Here is a 17,116-nt window from a genome sequence, read left to right as displayed (position 1 = left end):
GAGTCACATGCAAAATGAAAACAAAGGTCAATCTTGGTATAGCTTAGGCATTATTTGGGCTGGTGCCATGATTTGTATCCCTAGTTTATTAGTAGGTAACGCACTGATTACCAATATGAGTTTATCAAAGGCACTGGCTGTCGCTTTTGTAGGCTATGCCATTGTCGTATTCATCATGGTATTGCAAGGCATGCAAAGCAGTGATTTAGGAAAACCCACTGTCCATATCGCAGGGCAGGTGTTTGGTAAAAAAGGCTCTCGTACAATATTATCCATTATCTTAGCCATTGCTTGCTTAGGGTGGTTTGGCATTCAAGCCAATGTTTGTGGCGTTGCCTTAGCGAATTTATTAGCTATCTATCATTTGAATATACCCATTCCTCTTGCTTCATTCCTAAGTGGTATGGTCATGGTCGTATCGGCTCTTTATGGTATGAAAGTGTTACGTATTTTAAGCTATATTGCTGTACCATTACTCGTCATTATTTGCCTGTACGGTTTAGGTCAAACATTAACTGGCGAGCAGCTACAGCTCATTCGGGATTATCACCCTCAAGGCAATATGAGCTTTATGGATGGTTTAGCTGTAACGATTGGGTCCTTTGCATTAGGGGCTGTTATAGCGGGTGATTATTCGCAATTTTCCAAAAAACGTTCAGATGTTTTCAAAGCCGCTACATTAGGGATTATTCCAGCAGGTGTGCTGATGATTGCTGTGGGAGCTGTATTAACGATTGCCTATCAAACAAGTGATATTACCGCAGTCTTTCTGCATATCGCAACACCCTTTATTGGTGGAGTTGGTCTGATTTTAGCGACATGGAAAACCAACTTGGTCAATGCGATTTCAGGTGGTATTGCCTTAATTAATGTATTCGATGTTGCCAAAAACAAAGAACGATTAGCAATTGGTGTGGCGGGTACACTTGGCACAATCTTAGCCGTTGTGGGGATTTTAAATTATTTTACACCGATTATGTCAATTTTATCGGCGATGATTCCACCTGTTGCAGGGGTGATGATTGCGTCCTACTGGGTCATTCATAAAGGCAAAACAGATAGCTGGCATGAAGTTGAAGGGGTTAATCGATTAGGGGTATTTTCTTGGCTAGTAGGAGCTGTGATTGCCTGTATGCCAGTGGTATTCTCCTTATTCCCTGCATTGCCAGCACTACCAAACCAACCGATGATCGGCATTATTATTTCATTCGTGATTTATTATGTTGGCTATCGTGTATCTGTACAAAAAACGGTCATATTGGAGGAACATAGATGAGATATTTAGATCAAACCGCTATTGAACATATTGCCATTGGCGCAGCATTTCTAGGAACAGGTGGGGGAGGCGATCCCTACATTGGGAAATTAATGGCGCTTTCTGCCATCGAAAAAAATGGGCCTGTGAAGCTGTATTCTGTAGATGAAATTGCAGATGATGACTTTTTCATTCCAGCCGCGATGATGGGAGCACCATCGGTTTTAGTAGAGAAATTCCCACGTGGCGATGAGTTCGTGAAAGTTTTCCAAAAGCTCGCACAATATTTGGGCAAGGAAAAAATTGCAGGCACCTATCCAATGGAAGCGGGTGGGGTCAATTCGATGATTCCCATCGTAGTAGCTGCACAGCTTGGCTTACCATTGATTGATTGTGATGGTATGGGACGTGCATTCCCAGAATTACAAATGGTGACATTCCACTTAGATGGGATTTCGGCAACGCCAATGGCCATCACAGATGAAAAAGGGAATATTGGTATTTTTGAAACGATTGATAATAAATGGACAGAGCGTATCGCACGAACAGCAACAGTGGAAATGGGCGCTAGTTCATTAGTGAGCCTCTACCCAACAACGGGTGCCCAAATTAAACAAAGCGGTGTACATCATATTGTGACGCTTTCTGAAAAAATCGGTGAAATTATTGCCTCGAAAGATCAAGAGGTGAACGATAAGCTACAAAATCTTTTAAAGCTTGTGAAAGGATATGAGCTTTTCCAAGGAAAAATAGTAGATGTTATTCGTGAAACAAAGGGTGGCTTTAACCTAGGTAAAATGAATCTTGAAGGTATTGAATCTTATAAAAATGATCAAATGAAGGTTCATTTCCAAAACGAAAACTTATTAGCGGAGAAAAACGAACAGGTTGTTGCGATGACACCAGACTTAATTTGCTTGGTGGATTATGAAACCTTATTGCCTGTTACAACAGAAAGTCTAAAATACGGCAAACGTGTACGTGTAATTGGCTTACCAGCACATGAAAAATGGCGTACAGCAAAAGGCATTGAAACGGCTGGACCCAAATACTTTGGCTATGAATATGAGTATACGCCAATTGAGGAATTGGTGAAAAAGGAGGTAGCAGAGCATGTATAAAATTGGGATTGATGTAGGTGGAACAAACACAGATGCCATCCTTTTAGACCATAATAGTCAGCTCATTTACAGTGTGAAATCACCAACAAGCTTAGATATTAAAACGGGTATTGAACAGTCTCTGCAACAATTACTAGAGGGCGCAAATATCGATAAAGCAAAAATTACTCATGCAATGTTAGGAACGACACAATGCACCAATGCGATTGTTGAACGTAAAAAGCTAGCAAAGGTCGGTGTTATTCGATTAGGCTATCCAGCGACGGCCTCTGTACTGCCTTATACAGCTTGGCCAGCCGATATGATTGATAAATTATCAGGTAATTATGCCATTGCACATGGTGGCTATGAATATGATGGTCAATTATTAAGTGCGCTCGATCAGAAGGAAATTACAAAGCTATTAGAGGAATGGCGTGGTCAAGTAGAATCGATTGCGATTGTCGGCGTCTTTTCTTCTATTAAAAACGATCAAGAATTGCAGGTTCGTGAATGGATACAGGAGGTCTATGGTGAGGAATTCCCGATTTCCTGCTCCTCATTAATTGGTTCTGTCGGGTTAATTGAACGTGAAAATGCAACGATTCTAAATGCGGCATTATGTAAGGTGATCGAGACAACAACACAGGGCTTTGTACAGGCGTTGCAAGCAGAAGGTATTTTTGATGTAGCAGTATATCTATGCCAGAATGACGGTACATTAATGTCCATCGACTATGCGAAGCAATTCCCGATTTTAACAATTGCCTGTGGACCAACGAATAGTATTCGTGGGGCATCGTATTTATCCCAAATTCAAAACACAATGGTATTGGACGTTGGGGGGACGACTTCCGATATCGGCGTATTACAGGATGGTTTCCCTCGAGAATCCTCTGTCGCAGTAGAAGTGGGGGACATCCGTACAAACTTCAGAATGCCCGATATTATCTCAGTAGGACTTGGCGGTGGTAGTATTGTTCGTGTGAACGGCGAAAAAATTACTGTTGGGCCAGATAGTGTAGGCTATAAAATTAGTGAAGAGGCCCTTGTCTTTGGTGGCTCGACCTTAACGACAACGGATATCGCTGTCCGTTTAGGCTTAGCAGACGTAGGCGATTCCACGTTAGTTGCCCATATTGATGAAGCATTTGCCAAAGCTGTTCAAGAAGAAATTTCTTCCTTACTGGAGCAGGCGATTGATAAAATGAAAACCTCCTCAGAGGATGTGTCACTGGTTTTAGTGGGCGGCGGTGGAATCATTGTGCCAGACAAAATTCGTGGCGTTTCTACTATTGTAAAATCTGAATACGGTGGTGTAGCGAATGCCATCGGTGCCTCCATTGCGCAAATTAGTGGTCAATATGAGCAAATTTATATTTATTCCAAAGAACCACGTCAGGAATCCTTAAAGGATGCACAAAACAAGGCTGTGAAACAAGCCGTATTAGCAGGTGCTCTTGAGGATACGATTGAGCTAGTGGAAGTAGAAGAAACCCCTCTAGCGTATCATCCAGAAAATGCAACAAGATTAAAGGTAAAAGTAGTAGGGAAAATGGTCTAACAGTCAAAGGAAGAGTCCTAGTTAAACAGGGCTCTTCCTTTTATTAATTGATCAAATGAATGAATCTCGGCATCTGGTTTGATGTCAGTAGGATTCGTGAGTTGATGAGGATTGAACCATATGCCCTTCATCTTTGCCTGTTGGCAACCAGCAATATCCTTTTCTAGGTCATCCCCAACGAATAGGGCTTCTTCTGGTTGTACATGAAGCTGATTTAAGGCTAATTCAAATATGCGTTTGTCAGGCTTAGTAAATCCTACTTCCTCAGAAATAATGACAACATCAAAGTAACTCGCTAAGCCAGTATGCGTGATTTTAGCCTTTTGTCGCTGAGTTGAGCCGTTTGTGATAATGCCAACCTGTACATGCTTCTTCATTGTTTGGATAACCTTCAGCGTATGTTGATTAATAGAAAAGCAATATGGAAACTGCTGATTCCAAAAATCTTGCATGTCATGGCGAGGCAGTTGAAAGGTTGGTGGAAACGCATCAAAAAACGATGATAAAACATTTGTTTTATCGGCATAGCCATAGTCTTTTTTATCGTATTCTTTAAATTGTTGCAACATGTCAGTTTTTACGGAATGCTCAACAGCTCCATAGTATTTTTCTAGCATACGATGAAACAGGTTATCGACAGCATGATCTCGATTAAGTAAGGTATCATCTAAATCAAATAGTATCGCCTTCACGAGCTTCATGTCCTTTCTTGCTCATCAAGCGGTTTTCGTTTATGTTTTTCCTTAATAATTTTCTTGTTAAGGATTGTTACCTTGCCAACCATGAGCAACCTCATATCTTCCACAATATACTTGGCTAGCTCTTCATCCGATATGTCATCTCCTTCAATATCAAGGCGGAATTCCTGCCCCTGTATGCCACCACCATTAGTAAAGTCAATTTCAAAGTCAAAGACTACTCTTTTATCCATTCCAGTACCACCTTACGCTTAGTGTTAGAGTGCTATCCATATATTCTGTTTTGTATAGATGAATACCTCCTTTAAAAAATGTGTAGATACAAATAAATAACAGAGGCTTCTTATCAATTTAGAAATGAAAGCTTTTCTTGATGATTTTCGCCACTTCTGGTGCACTCAAATTTGTATTATTGATTTTGATATAATTTGAATAAGGAATCTCACCTTCTAAAGAATTCAATCTGTACTGCTCCATTGCTATTTTTAAGTCAGCCTCGGACCATTCTATATCTCTTTTGGATGGCTTATGTACAAGTCGGTTATCACTTTTATTACGTTCAAGTCTTTCGTCGAAATCAGCCTCAAGTTCCACATAGTAAACAATACCACCTCTGGACTCGAACAACTGCGAGATTTGATTCACATAATCCCAGTCAGCTTGTAGATTAAATGCCCAAACGTAAGTAAAAATCATGCCATACATATCGCTCTTTGATACTTCTTCAAATATCTCCTGACGAAACAAATTTACTAATCTTTTTCCTTCTTTCGTGCTGTAATCAAAAAAATGTCCCACTAAATCAATCGTCATATGATTATGAAAAAGCTTCAAATTTGTTATTTTAGCTAATTCCTGTCCAACAGTCATCTTCCCAACTGCTTGTGGTCCAAAGATAAGAATAAATTTCATAAGCGCCCTCCTAATATCCAATATTATCCTATAAAGAGTAAAGCATAGATAAAGGAATAATGGAAGACGATTAGAAGGAAAGACCTGAGCAATAGAAATTTCCTTTTTCTTGTATTTGCCACTTGCCAACTAAAAAGTCATAGTGTAATATGTGACTAGTACACTATGACACGAGGTGTTGTGATTGAAAAGTTTTGTAGGACTTTTAAAAAAAGAATGGGTACTTTATCGCTCATGGTTTCTAGTAGGGATATTTATGGGTCTTATGCTATCTTGGATCGTTCCCTATGTATTACATCAGTATGTCGATCTCTTTGCACATGAGCATCAACTAGCATTTGCCTTTACGATACTCGTCCTTTTTCTAGGTGGATTTTATTCTATCTTACAATTTTTAGCGTCGATGCGATTGGATATTAAAGCAAAGGAGAGCTGGCTCCATTCAACAAGCTCCATCACGAAGCTTATCGGGGCAAAGTTAGTTTGTTCGTTAGTAGGATATATCCTCTTTAATACCCTTTTCACGAGTATAGCCATTTTCCATATGAAAGAGGAGCTAATTGCGAGTGTTGGACAAATTTTATTAATTTTGGTAATAATTGTTATTATATTGACGATTTTACAGTTAATGCTATTTATCGTGCTTTTATTCTTTTTAGCTTTTTATTTGCAATTGAAGCGCCTAATCGGTCGTTTTTCGGTTGTGTTGACAATGGTTGCGTTTTATTTAACGACAGCTGGTTGGGTGCGGGTGACGGAGAGTCAGCTGTATCGAACGATTTTCCTCCATGGAGAAGTTTCGCTTCACCATATTGAACAGTACCTACCAAAAGCGAAAGGGATGACAATAGAATGGATGCTGGGCTCGATTTATATTGTCGAGGAAGTGGCCATTACGTTATTCCTGCTACTGCTCTTTTTAGCAGCATCGAAGTGGCTTGAAAGGGTGGTTTTACGATGACGATGGATTTTTCGCGTGATAAACCCATTTATAGCCAGCTTGTCGATCGAATTTGTGGGGACATTTTGAAGGGAAAGTTGCAGCTAGGTGATCGACTTCCCTCCGTTCGAGAATATGCAGTAGAAACAGGTGTCAATGTCAATACGGTGCAGCGTGTCTATAAGGAGTTAGAGGCGATGAATATAACGGAAACCAAACGAGGACAGGGTACATTTATTACGAGCAATGAGGAACGCATTGAATTATTGCGGGAAGAGATGAAAAACCAGCTAGCTGAAAATTTTTTAACTTCGATTGAGGCTTTAGGCTTTTCGAAGGAAGAGATGCTTGTGGTTTTGAAAAATAAAGGGTGAGGTGAAGGGATGTTACAGCTATCAAATGTATCTTTTCAATATAAGAAAAAGCCGATATTACAGGATCTAACCTTTTCCTTCCCGATTGGACAAATCATTGGACTTGTAGGGGAAAATGGTAGTGGTAAATCGACGCTAATGAAGGTATTAGCTGGCTTACTGCGACCCTCTGCTGGTGAGGTCACACTGGATGGTGAGCCTGTCACACGTAGAAGTGCTGACCAAATTGCTTATTTGCCCGATACGGATTTATTTTTTGAGTACTACACGGGTGAACAGCTCTTCCAGCATTATGCCTCTCAGTTTGCAGATTTTTCCTATGATAAGGCCTGTATCGTTGCACAATTTTTACAGGTAGATAAAGGCACGAAGCTACGCCAATTGTCAAAGGGCAATCGTGGTCGTATGAAAATGGCTGCAACCCTTGGGCGAGAGGTTCCTTATTATGTCATGGATGAGCCGTTTGCTGGGCTAGACCCCATAGTGAGAGAGCAGCTGATTAAAGGCTTAATTCAATTTACGGATATCGAAAATCAAACGATTTTGCTATCCACACATGAATTATATGAGGTAGAGCCTATTTTAGATCAAATTATTTTATTGCAGGCGGGCTCTATTACGGCCTATGAGGAAGTGGAAACATTACGCGATGTGGCCAATAAGGATGCGGTCGAGTGGATGAAAGGATTTTATCGTCCTTCAGTAAAAGACATCGACAGCTCAAGGTGAAGAAAAACTTGTCAGTAAGCCATTATGCCAAGTCGAAATAGATTAGAAAGGGTGAAAAATATGACTGAACCAATTGTACAATTGCAAAATTTATCGAAGACGATTCGAGGAAAGCAATTAATTCAACAGTTAAACATTGATTTATATCCAGGCCAAATTACAGGATTTTTAGGACCGAATGGAGCGGGGAAAACAACAACGATCCGAATGATGACAGGACTTATGCATCCAACAGAGGGCAATGTCATCATCGATGGTCTTTCACTTAAGGATCATTATGAGGAAGCCATTAGTAAGGTTGGCGTCATTGTAGAAAATCCAGAAATGTATAAATTTATGTCAGGCTATAAAAATTTACTACATTTTGCGCGTATGCATAAAAATGTAACGAAGGAACGAATTCAGGAGGTCATTCAACAGGTTGGGCTCGAAAATCGTATCCATGAAAAGGTCTCTACGTATTCACTTGGTATGAGACAACGACTAGGGTTAGCTCAGGCGCTATTGCACAGACCGAAGTTTTTGATTTTAGATGAGCCGACGAATGGCTTAGACCCTGCTGGTATTCGTGAGTTTCGTATGTACCTGCGTAAGATTGCTTCTGAAGAGGGCGTATCCGTCTTTGTCTCAAGTCACTTATTATCTGAGATTGAATTGATGTGTGATCGTGTGGCCGTGATCCAAAATGGGCAACTGATTGATCTGCGTGATATTCACAATGAAAGCTCATCATTTTATTATGTGGAGGCACAGCCAAAAGAGCAGGTGTCTGCTTATCTGGAACAGCGTGACTTTAACTTTGTAGCAGAGAATCAAGGCTATGTGGTGGAAATGAAGAAAGAGGATGTCCCAGCCATGACTACACAACTAGTCCAAGCGGGTATTCAATTATTTGCTGTACAGCCACATCAAAAAACATTAGAGGATCAATTCTTAGAAATGACTGGAGGCGGACAAATTGCTGAAGCTAATTCAAAATGAGTGGATGAAATTATGGCATAAAAAAGGAACATGGGCAATGGTGGCCATGCTGATTCTTGTCATTCTTGTTCCAGCTGGAATCACAAAATATTATGAAGTAAAATCCCCGACAGAAGGCTCTTGGCAGGACATAGAGCAGGAGGCCATTCAGTCGTATAAAGAGAGGCTAGCAGGTGAAGATTTAACGGAGGAAGATAAAGCATACTTTCAAGAGCAGATGGCTATTTCTGAATATCGTTTAGCTAATGATGCACCAAGTCAAAAGGATAGTAGCCTTGTGAGCTTTATGTCCTTTACAAGCGGCATGCTAACGCTTGTCACTTTATTTACAGTCATTGCCGCAGCGAGTATTGTATCGAGCGAATTTTCAACAGGGACGATTAAAATGCTCTTAACGCGTCCAATGTCCCGTGCAAAAGTGTTAACGTCTAAATTACTGACAACATTCCTCTTTGGTTTATTATTGTATGTGGTCAACGTGGTGGTAAGTGCGCTCGTCGGCTTAGTCTTGTTCGGCATGGGAACAGGTGTCGAATTAGAAATCGTCAATGAACAGGTTGTTGAAAAGGGCGTATGGGGTGATTTAGCCTATCATTATCTATTATCTGGTGGCGATTTTGTGATGTCTACATTATTTGCCTTTTTGATAGGTTCTGTGTTCCGTTCAAGCTCCTTAGCAATCGGTTTAACGATGTTCCTGTCCTTTACAGGCGGCATGATTGTCATGTTCTTAAGCCGATATGACATCGTCAAATATATTTGGCTAACACATTCTGATTTAACACAGTATGAACATGGTGGAGGCTCCATCATTGCGGATGTAACGATGCCCTTCTCACTAACAGTACTTGCTATTTACGCATTAGTTTTCCTTGTCATTAGTTATTCAACCTTTATGAAACGTGATGTCACGGCATAAGCTAAATAAGAACTGTGCCCTAATTTCGGATTAGGGTGCGGTTTTTTTGTTTGACATCACGAAATATTAAAAAAGTATTTATTTTTTTTTGAATTGCGCCTATAATAATAGCAACTTAGTGAAAACGCTTTTTTTTTACTAAAGTGGTCTAGACAACTATACCAAAGGGGGATAATGAATGTTTGCTTTCTTACAAAAAATCGGTAAGTCGCTCATGTTTCCAATTGCTACATTACCAGCAGCAGCATTACTATTGCGTTTAGGTTCAGGGGATATGCTTGGGGCCGTACCGAATGAAGCAATCCAGTACATTGCTAGTATTATGGCCGCTTCTGGTAATGCCATACTAGGGAATTTACCAATTATTTTTGCCATCGGTATTGCGATGGGATTGGCACACGATAGCAGTGGCGGCGCAGCTCTTGCAGGTGCAATTGCGCATCTTGTTTTAATAGCCGTTTTAGGAACTGTTAATGAAGAATTAAATATGGGTGTGTTTGGTGGCATTATTGCCGGTATTACGGCAGGCTTATTGTATAACAAATATTATAATGTGAAATTTCCAGAATGGTTATCATTCTTTGGTGGACGGCGCTTTGTGCCAATTATTACATCCATCACCATGGCGATTTTAGGGAGTATTTTAGCGATCGTATGGGGACCAATTCAAGGTGGCATAGATGCTGTCGGCAATTGGATGATCGGGGCAGGGTCACTTGGCGTAGGAATGTATGGCTTCTTCAACCGTCTATTAATTCCAGTGGGTCTACACCATGTAATCAATACGATTATTTGGTTTGATTTCGGTGAATTTACGAATGCTGCAGGCGAAATCGTGAAAGGGGATATCAATCGTTTCCTAGCAGGAGACACATCAGCTGGACATTTCCAAGCTGGCTTCTTCCCCATTATGATGTTCGGTTTACCAGCAGCATGTCTTGCGATGTATTTTACAGCGAAAAAAGAAAAACGTCCGATCGTTGGTGGGATGTTCGTATCCATCGCTTTAACAGCCTTTTTAACAGGGGTTACAGAGCCGATTGAATTTTCATTTATGTTCTTATCACCAGTTCTTTATGGTATCCATGCGGTATTAACAGGTATTTCGCTTGCAGTTGCCTATATTGTTGGGTTCCGTGACGGCTTTGGCTTCTCAGCAGGTTTAATTGACTACTTGCTCAACTTAGGGCTAGCAGATAAACCATTGCTATTATTACCGTTAGGCTTGGGCTTTGGGGCAATTTACTTTGTTGTTTTCTATTTTTTAATCAAAAAATTAGATTTAAAAACACCTGGACGTGAAGACGATGAGGAAGAGGATGGCGAAGTAAATGCTACTATTTCTAATGATGTCGATTTACGTGCCTACTATACAATTGAAGCATTAGGTGGAAAAGACAATATTCAGCAAGTGGATTACTGTACAACTCGCTTACGTCTGTCTGTACAGGATGCGAATGTTGTAGATGATAAAACACTGAAACAAACAGGTGCACGAGGTGTAATGCGTATCAGTAAAACGAATGTTCAAGTAATTATTGGAACATCTGTAGAGTTTTTAGCTGAGGCCATGAAAGAGCGTTTGAAAAAAGGCAATCCAGCACCAACCAACGCTGAACTTCCTACTGCACAGCCTGTCGTGGAAGAGGCAGTAAAGAACGAGACTATGACATTCCGTGATTTCGAGATGCCAATGACAGGTGATTTATTACCTTTAACAGAAGTGCCAGATGAGGCATTTTCAGCAGGCTTGATGGGCCCAGGTTTCGGTATTCGTCCGACAGATGGAGCAGTTTATGCACCATTCGATGGTCAGGTAGTAATGATTTTCCCAACAAAGCATGCAATCGGCTTGAAATCAGATACAGGTATGGAAGTATTAATTCATGTTGGCTTAGATACGGTCAAACTAAATGGTGAAGGCTTTGAACTGTTCGTTACAGATGGTCAAAAAATTAAGCGTGGGGATGCGCTATTAAAAGCAGACATCATACAGATTGAAGGCCAAGTACCATCTGTCATCACACCAGTTGTCTTTACAAGCTTAATGGGGCAAGAGATTACACTTGAAAAAACGGGCTACCAACGAGCAGGCTCAACAAATATTATTACAATGAAGAAGTAACGACTAATGGGGCTGTTAGCGAAGGTACACAGAGGCAATGAGCTATTGCAAATGGATGCCTTTTCGACAGCCCTTGTTCAAGAAGGAGATGTTTTTCTTGAGTTTATTCATTCGAAATATCACAGTGGTGAATGCCAATGGACGAGATGAACAGGTAGACGTGTGGATGAAGGATGGTAAAATTGCGCAAATTGCTCCCCATCTCGATATTCATGATGTAGATCAGCTAGATGGTTCAGGGAAATTTTTATTGCCAGGATTTATTGATATGCACATTCATGGGTCCGCTCAAATGGATACAATGGATGCTTCAGATGAAGGGCTTCATACGATGGCCCAATCCCTTTTAAAAGAAGGCACGACAAGCTTTTTAGCCACAACGATGACACAAAGCTATGACAACATTGAGCGAGCTATCGAAAATGTGGCGCAGTTCCAGCCACAGCCAGACGAAGCGGAGGTACTAGGTATTCATATCGAAGGGCCATTTGTCTCAAAGCAGCGAGCAGGGGCACAGCCTCTTGAATATATTGTCGAGCTAGATTTGGATAGATGGACAAAATGGCAGGAAATCAGTGGCCATAAAATTAAGCAAATTACGCTAGCACCAGAAGAACCGAATGGCATGGCAGCTGTGCAAAGTATTTCTGCTAGCGGTGTCATTGTTTCCATTGGTCACTCGGATGCTACCTTTGAGCAAATGCAACAAGCGGTTCAATTAGGTGCCACACAGGGAACACACTTATACAATCAAATGCGTCCATTCCACCATCGAGATCCAGGTGTAGTTGGTGGTGTCCTGCTGCTAGATGCGATTAAGGCAGAATTGATTGTTGATTTTATCCATATGCATGAAGGCGCGGTGGAAATGGCCTATCGCTTAAAGGGAGCAGACGGACTGATTTTAATTACCGATGCGATGCGCGCAAAGGGCATGCCATTTGGAGCGTATGATTTAGGTGGTCAAACAGTACATGTAACAGAGGCAGGCGCCCATTTATCGAATGGTTCTTTAGCAGGTAGTATTTTAAAAATGGATCAAGCTGTACGGAATATGCGTCACATTACGAATTGTACGCTGGAGGAGCTTGTCAAAATGTCCAGCTTTAATGCTGCAGAGCAATTGAAGCTAAGTAATAAGGGACAGCTTGTGCAAGGCTATGATGCCGATGCGGTAATTTTGGATGAACATTTAAAGCTTCATCAAACGATTAAGGCGGGCAAGGTCTTCTATGATGCAATGCTAGCTGGTGATGGACACTAATGTCAGGAGTTATGCAAACATCTAGCATGAAACGATGGAAATGAAAAGGTGATAGAACATGAATACCTATTTTCAACAAGTTAATCGATATTTAACAATGATGGCACAACAGGAAAGCAATCAACTGATGCGTATTGCCGAGCAAATTGTTAAACGTCTCACACAGGGAGGCATCATTCAGCTCTTTGGCTCTGGTCATTCCATGCTATTAGCACAGGAATGTTACTACCGAGCAGGTGGCTTAGTGCCTGTCAAACCCATACACATTGAATCGTTAATGCTACATCGGGGTGCACGGCAATCCTCACAAAATGAAAAAAAACAGGCTTTTTTAGCCTCCTATAAGGATCAGCTGCAATTTGATGACCAAGATGTTTGTATCATCATTTCAACCTCTGCTAATAATCCAGTGCCCATTGATATGGCTATCTTTGCAAAGGAAGCAGGCGCTTTGACCATATCACTGCAGTCGCTGGAATATCAACAGCAGCCATCACGCCATTCATCAGGCAAGCGTTTAGAGCAAGTAGTAGATGAAGTATTGAATACGCATGTGCCATTAGGCGACGGTGTGTTAACCGTTGACCAGTTGCAATATGCTCCTGTATCAACGGTGTTAGGTGCAACTTTATTAAATGCTTTATTTGCTCAAATCATTGAGCTGATGCATGCACAGGGCGCAAGCATACCCGTGTTTGGTAGCAGTAATTTAGGGGAAAACAATAACGATGCGCTCATTGATCAATATGGTCAGCGCATTCATTTCTAAGGCACAAAGGAGGATATGTGGTGAAAATAAAAAGATTTTCCTCAATGGATGATTTATATACACATGCAGTAGCAACCATCGTGGAAGCAAAAAATAATGGCGCAACAACGTTCGGATTAGCTACTGGTGGAACAATGGAACCGCTGTATGCTAAAATTTGTCAAACAGATATTGATTTTTCACAGTGCATTAGCTTTAATTTGGATGAATATGTCGGGCTTGAGGCAACACATAAGCAAAGCTACGCCTATTATATGAACAAACATTTATTTAACCAAAAACCATTTCTAGCATCGTATTTACCGGATGGTTTAGCAATAGATCCTCTAGTGGAAACAGCTCGCTATGAAGGATTATTGCAACAATATCCATTAGACTTCCAATTACTTGGTATCGGTCAAAATGGTCATATCGGCTTCAATGAGCCTGGTACGCCATTTGCTTCTTTAACACATCTTGTGACACTCGAAGAATCCACTCGTCAAGCCAATGCGCGTTTCTTTTCTTCCATTGACGAAGTGCCAACACAGGCATATACAATGGGCATTCAATCGATTATGCGTGCAAAATGCATTTTGTTACTCGCAGTGGGGGAAGCTAAGCGTGAGGTGTTAGAGCGCTTACTGTCTTCTGATTATACAGAAGATGTACCAGCCACTGTTTTATCCAAACATCCAAATGTTATTGTTTTAACAGACTTACAAGAAGAGGAGAATAAATTATGAAAACACAACAATTTACAGTAGTCGATCCTTTAGGTATTCATGCACGACCAGCAAGCCAGCTTGTGGCAAAAGCAACACCGTTTACTTCATCTATTGAAATACGCACAGAAGAAAAAGCAGCTAATTTGAAATCCATTTTAGGTGTGATGGGATTAGCCTTAAAGCAAGGTTCACAATTTACACTTGCTGTAGAGGGGGAAGACGAAGAGCAAGCATTAGCAGCATTAACGACACTCATTACAGAAATGGGGCTTGCACAATGACACAACTCACTGGTATTGCCGCTTCAGACGGCATTGCCATTGCGAAAGCATATCGTTTCGTCCAACCAGATTTAACATTTGCTAAAACAACTGTTCCTGATATCGAGGCAGAGCAGCAACGTTTAACAGCCGCTCTTGCCAAAGCGGAGCAAGAACTGGCTGTCATTCAACAGCAAACATTGAAAAAATTTAGTGCGGAAGAAGCCGCGATTTTTGAGGCGCATTTATTAGTGGTCAATGATCCCGAATTAATTGGCCCCATCAATCAAAAAATTGCTGACGAAGCGGTCAACGCAGAGTATGCATTACATGAAGTGTCCTCTATGTTTGTGGCATTATTTGAAGGTATGGATGACGAATACATGAGTGCCCGTGCATCAGATATTAAAGATGTGACAAATCGCATATTAGCACATTTACTCGGTGTACATATTCCAAATCCAAGCAATATCAACGAACAGGTCATTATCGTAGCGAATGATTTGACACCTTCAGAGACAGCCCAATTAGATCGCAACTATGTGCTCGGTTTTATTACCGATATTGGTGGGCGTACATCCCATTCGGCCATCATGGCTCGGAGCTTAGAAATCCCAGCAGTAGTAGGGGCAGGGACAGCTACGACAACGATTCAGAATGGCGATCAATTAATCGTGGATGGCTTAGCGGGTCAAGTCCTAGTAAATCCAACAGCCGATGTGATTGCGGACTACCAAGAAAAGGCGCAAAACTATCGTGCACAGCAGGCGGAATGGTCTACTTTAGTGAATGAGCAAACTGTTTCTAAAGATGGCGTGCATGTGGAGCTAGCGGCTAATATTGGATCACCAAGTGATTTGGATGGTATATTGCGTCATGGGGCAGAAGGAATTGGCCTGTATCGTACAGAGTTTTTATATATGGGCCGAGAAAATTTGCCATCAGAGGAAGAACAATTTATAGCATACAAAACAGTCATGGAAGGAATGAAGGGTAAGCCAGTTGTTATTCGAACACTGGATATCGGTGGCGACAAACACTTGCCATACTTACCTTTGCAGGAAGAAATGAACCCATTCCTTGGTCATCGTGCCATTCGTCTATGTCTAGACCAGCAGGAGCTATTCCGCACACAATTGCGTGCCCTCCTTCGAGCATCTGTCTACGGAAACTTAAAAATTATGTTCCCCATGATTGCGACCATTCAAGAATTCCGTGAGGCTAAAGCGATTTTGCTTGAGGAAGAGGAAAGGCTGATAGCGGAAGGTATTGCAGTAGGCTCGTCTATAGAGGTCGGGATGATGGTTGAAATTCCATCGACAGCCGTAATGGCCGATATTTTTGCAAAAGAAGTGGATTTCTTCTCCATTGGCACAAATGATTTAATTCAATATACAATGGCTGCAGATCGCATGAATGAAAAAGTTGCCTATTTATATCAACCGTATAATCCAGCCATTTTACGTTTAATTCAAATGGTCATTAAAGCTGCCCATCAAGAACAGAAATGGGTAGGGATGTGTGGAGAAATGGCAGGCGATGAGCTTGCTGTCCCACTATTACTAGGCTTAGGCTTAGATGAGTTCTCTATGAGTGCCACATCGATTTTAAAAACACGCGCCTTGCTGAAGCAATTATCTGTCCCAGAGATGCAGACTTTAGCAACGGAGGCTTTACAGTTAGCGACAGCTGAGGAAGTGCTAGAAAAAGTAAAGCAAGCATTGAAATAAGATAGAACAATAGCCCATCTACCAACAAGTAGATGGGTTTTAGCATTACTGGCTGAAAGAGTTGATGACTATAGGTATTTCTAATAAATCCTCCACGATGGCATCCGCTTCAACATCGTCCCATTGTTTATCCTTTTTCCAAATGCCCTTCATTCCTACATGCTGAGCAGCTTTGACATCATTTTCAGGATGATCGCCGATAAAAACACATTCATGAGGCAGCACATTCAGGTTTTCGATTGCGTTCAAAAATAGTTGAGGATGGGGTTTTTTCATTCCTGCCCTTTCAGAAACTAAAATGACATCAAAATACGGCTCAATTGCTAATGCCTTTATATTGTCCATCTGAAATTGCCCATAGCCATTTGTAATCATGCCTAAAACCAACTGATCCCTTTTCAATTGCTCTAGCATAGAAATAAGGTTAGGAAAAGGGACACAGCTATATTTGAATTCATTTAGGTAATCTTGAAGAAGTGCTTCCCACGTTATATGAGCAAGATGAAATTCCTCCACTAATTGCTGATAGACGCGATCCTTCCAAACGTAGCCTCGCTTATCTAATTGGATAAAACGAGTTATATACTGTTCCTTTGGAATGCAACCGAGAACCGCCTTTAATCGCTCATATTGCTGCTCGATGAAGAGTTGGACAGATGCATCTCTATTTAATAATGTTCCGTCTAAATCAAATAATGCCGCTTTCATCACCATCCATTTCACCGTCCTTTTTGATTGTAAAAAAGTAGCTGAATTTATGGGTTGCTTATTTATAGAGAATTTACATAC

Annotated in this window: 18 protein-coding genes; 14 read left to right on the top strand and 4 right to left on the bottom strand. The window is 41.0% G+C overall.

Features of this window, described 5'->3' with window-relative positions; all coding sequences use genetic code 11:
- Positions 1-7: 7 nt before the first annotated feature.
- From ACEVFT_RS16545 to ACEVFT_RS16535, 3 genes are read left to right on the top strand one after another with little or no spacing between them, the layout of a single operon-like run.
- Positions 8-1,276: a cytosine permease gene (locus tag ACEVFT_RS16545; RefSeq protein ID WP_393950777.1), complete on the top strand. Its 1,269-nt coding sequence runs from the start codon at positions 8-10 to the stop codon at positions 1,274-1,276.
- Positions 1,273-2,376: an S-methyl thiohydantoin desulfurase family protein gene (locus tag ACEVFT_RS16540; protein WP_393950776.1), complete on the top strand. Its 1,104-nt coding sequence runs from the start codon at positions 1,273-1,275 to the stop codon at positions 2,374-2,376. The genes ACEVFT_RS16545 and ACEVFT_RS16540 overlap by 4 nt, the downstream gene beginning before the upstream one ends.
- Positions 2,369-3,919, top strand: coding sequence for a hydantoinase/oxoprolinase N-terminal domain-containing protein (locus ACEVFT_RS16535; RefSeq protein WP_393950775.1), 1,551 nt, complete (start codon positions 2,369-2,371; stop codon positions 3,917-3,919). The genes ACEVFT_RS16540 and ACEVFT_RS16535 overlap by 8 nt, the downstream gene beginning before the upstream one ends.
- A 17-nt stretch (positions 3,920-3,936) precedes the next feature.
- On the opposite strand, the gene ACEVFT_RS16530 is transcribed toward ACEVFT_RS16535, so the two are convergent.
- From ACEVFT_RS16530 to ACEVFT_RS16520, 3 genes are all read right to left on the bottom strand, one after another.
- Positions 3,937-4,620 (bottom strand): HAD family hydrolase, encoded by a 684-nt coding sequence (locus ACEVFT_RS16530; RefSeq protein WP_393950774.1) that lies wholly within the window; start codon positions 4,618-4,620, stop codon positions 3,937-3,939.
- A complete protein-coding gene (locus tag ACEVFT_RS16525) occupies positions 4,617-4,850 on the bottom strand; it encodes a cyclase (protein ID WP_342443264.1) in 234 nt (77 codons plus the stop codon). The genes ACEVFT_RS16530 and ACEVFT_RS16525 overlap by 4 nt, the downstream gene beginning before the upstream one ends.
- 118 nt (positions 4,851-4,968) lie before the next feature.
- On the bottom strand, positions 4,969-5,529 hold the full coding sequence (locus ACEVFT_RS16520) for an AAA family ATPase (protein WP_393950773.1): 561 nt from the start codon (positions 5,527-5,529) through the stop codon (positions 4,969-4,971).
- A 184-nt stretch (positions 5,530-5,713) separates the two neighbouring features.
- On the opposite strand from ACEVFT_RS16520, the gene ACEVFT_RS16515 reads away from it, so the two are divergent.
- From ACEVFT_RS16515 to ptsP, 11 genes are all read left to right on the top strand, one after another.
- Complete coding sequence (locus tag ACEVFT_RS16515; RefSeq protein WP_393950772.1) at positions 5,714-6,490, top strand: hypothetical protein; 777 nt, start codon at positions 5,714-5,716, stop codon at positions 6,488-6,490.
- The gene (locus tag ACEVFT_RS16510; RefSeq protein WP_342534399.1) at positions 6,487-6,843 is read left to right on the top strand and encodes a GntR family transcriptional regulator; all 357 of its coding nucleotides are present in this window, start codon (positions 6,487-6,489) and stop codon (positions 6,841-6,843) included. Before ACEVFT_RS16515 ends, ACEVFT_RS16510 begins: the two co-directional genes overlap by 4 nt.
- A gap of 9 nt (positions 6,844-6,852) precedes the next feature.
- Positions 6,853-7,572: an ATP-binding cassette domain-containing protein gene (locus tag ACEVFT_RS16505; protein ID WP_393950771.1), complete on the top strand. Its 720-nt coding sequence runs from the start codon at positions 6,853-6,855 to the stop codon at positions 7,570-7,572.
- Between the two features lie 60 nt (positions 7,573-7,632).
- The gene (locus ACEVFT_RS16500; protein WP_205442789.1) at positions 7,633-8,553 is read left to right on the top strand and encodes an ABC transporter ATP-binding protein; all 921 of its coding nucleotides are present in this window, start codon (positions 7,633-7,635) and stop codon (positions 8,551-8,553) included.
- Positions 8,531-9,472: an ABC transporter permease gene (locus ACEVFT_RS16495; protein ID WP_393950770.1), complete on the top strand. Its 942-nt coding sequence runs from the start codon at positions 8,531-8,533 to the stop codon at positions 9,470-9,472. Before ACEVFT_RS16500 ends, ACEVFT_RS16495 begins: the two co-directional genes overlap by 23 nt.
- Before the next feature lie 178 nt (positions 9,473-9,650).
- Positions 9,651-11,597 (top strand): N-acetylglucosamine-specific PTS transporter subunit IIBC, encoded by a 1,947-nt coding sequence (gene nagE, locus ACEVFT_RS16490; protein ID WP_205442793.1) that lies wholly within the window; start codon positions 9,651-9,653, stop codon positions 11,595-11,597.
- Between the two features lie 97 nt (positions 11,598-11,694).
- Entirely contained in the window at positions 11,695-12,861 is a 1,167-nt protein-coding gene (nagA, locus tag ACEVFT_RS16485; RefSeq protein ID WP_393950769.1) for an N-acetylglucosamine-6-phosphate deacetylase, read from the top strand.
- 58 nt (positions 12,862-12,919) lie between these two features.
- Positions 12,920-13,630, top strand: coding sequence for a sugar isomerase domain-containing protein (locus ACEVFT_RS16480; protein WP_393950768.1), 711 nt, complete (start codon positions 12,920-12,922; stop codon positions 13,628-13,630).
- Between the two features lie 20 nt (positions 13,631-13,650).
- Complete coding sequence (locus ACEVFT_RS16475; protein ID WP_393950767.1) at positions 13,651-14,355, top strand: glucosamine-6-phosphate deaminase; 705 nt, start codon at positions 13,651-13,653, stop codon at positions 14,353-14,355.
- Positions 14,352-14,618 carry an HPr family phosphocarrier protein gene (locus ACEVFT_RS16470; RefSeq protein ID WP_205442799.1) on the top strand — a complete coding sequence of 89 codons (267 nt, stop codon included), beginning with the start codon at positions 14,352-14,354 and terminating at the stop codon, positions 14,616-14,618. Before ACEVFT_RS16475 ends, ACEVFT_RS16470 begins: the two co-directional genes overlap by 4 nt.
- Positions 14,615-16,327 (top strand): phosphoenolpyruvate--protein phosphotransferase, encoded by a 1,713-nt coding sequence (gene ptsP, locus ACEVFT_RS16465; RefSeq protein WP_393950766.1) that lies wholly within the window; start codon positions 14,615-14,617, stop codon positions 16,325-16,327. Before ACEVFT_RS16470 ends, ptsP begins: the two co-directional genes overlap by 4 nt.
- Positions 16,328-16,372: 45 nt before the next feature.
- Here ptsP and ACEVFT_RS16460 read toward each other — a convergent pair whose 3' ends face one another.
- Positions 16,373-17,038: an HAD family hydrolase gene (locus tag ACEVFT_RS16460; protein WP_393950784.1), complete on the bottom strand. Its 666-nt coding sequence runs from the start codon at positions 17,036-17,038 to the stop codon at positions 16,373-16,375.
- Between the last annotated feature and the right edge of the window lie 78 nt (positions 17,039-17,116).

Source organism: Lysinibacillus sp. PWR01, from assembly GCF_043359455.1.
Classification (GTDB): Bacteria; Bacillota; Bacilli; order Bacillales_A; family Planococcaceae; genus Lysinibacillus; species Lysinibacillus fusiformis_F.
This window is presented reverse-complemented; position numbering and strand designations above follow the sequence as displayed.

Bases quoted from the DNA above. Each gene is read 5' to 3' on its own strand.
- ACEVFT_RS16545 (WP_393950777.1), top strand. From the start codon at position 8: ATGCAAAATGAAAACAAAGGTCAATCTTGGTATAGCTTAGGCATTATT.
- ACEVFT_RS16540 (WP_393950776.1), top strand. From the start codon at position 1,273: ATGAGATATTTAGATCAAACCGCTATTGAACATATTGCCATTGGCGCA.
- ACEVFT_RS16535 (WP_393950775.1), top strand. From the start codon at position 2,369: ATGTATAAAATTGGGATTGATGTAGGTGGAACAAACACAGATGCCATC.
- ACEVFT_RS16530 (WP_393950774.1), bottom strand. From the start codon at position 4,620: ATGAAGCTCGTGAAGGCGATACTATTTGATTTAGATGATACCTTACTT.
- ACEVFT_RS16525 (WP_342443264.1), bottom strand. From the start codon at position 4,850: ATGGATAAAAGAGTAGTCTTTGACTTTGAAATTGACTTTACTAATGGT.
- ACEVFT_RS16520 (WP_393950773.1), bottom strand. From the start codon at position 5,529: ATGAAATTTATTCTTATCTTTGGACCACAAGCAGTTGGGAAGATGACT.
- ACEVFT_RS16510 (WP_342534399.1), top strand. From the start codon at position 6,487: ATGACGATGGATTTTTCGCGTGATAAACCCATTTATAGCCAGCTTGTC.
- ACEVFT_RS16505 (WP_393950771.1), top strand. From the start codon at position 6,853: ATGTTACAGCTATCAAATGTATCTTTTCAATATAAGAAAAAGCCGATA.
- ACEVFT_RS16500 (WP_205442789.1), top strand. From the start codon at position 7,633: ATGACTGAACCAATTGTACAATTGCAAAATTTATCGAAGACGATTCGA.
- nagE (WP_205442793.1), top strand. From the start codon at position 9,651: ATGTTTGCTTTCTTACAAAAAATCGGTAAGTCGCTCATGTTTCCAATT.
- ACEVFT_RS16480 (WP_393950768.1), top strand. From the start codon at position 12,920: ATGAATACCTATTTTCAACAAGTTAATCGATATTTAACAATGATGGCA.
- ACEVFT_RS16470 (WP_205442799.1), top strand. From the start codon at position 14,352: ATGAAAACACAACAATTTACAGTAGTCGATCCTTTAGGTATTCATGCA.
- ptsP (WP_393950766.1), top strand. From the start codon at position 14,615: ATGACACAACTCACTGGTATTGCCGCTTCAGACGGCATTGCCATTGCG.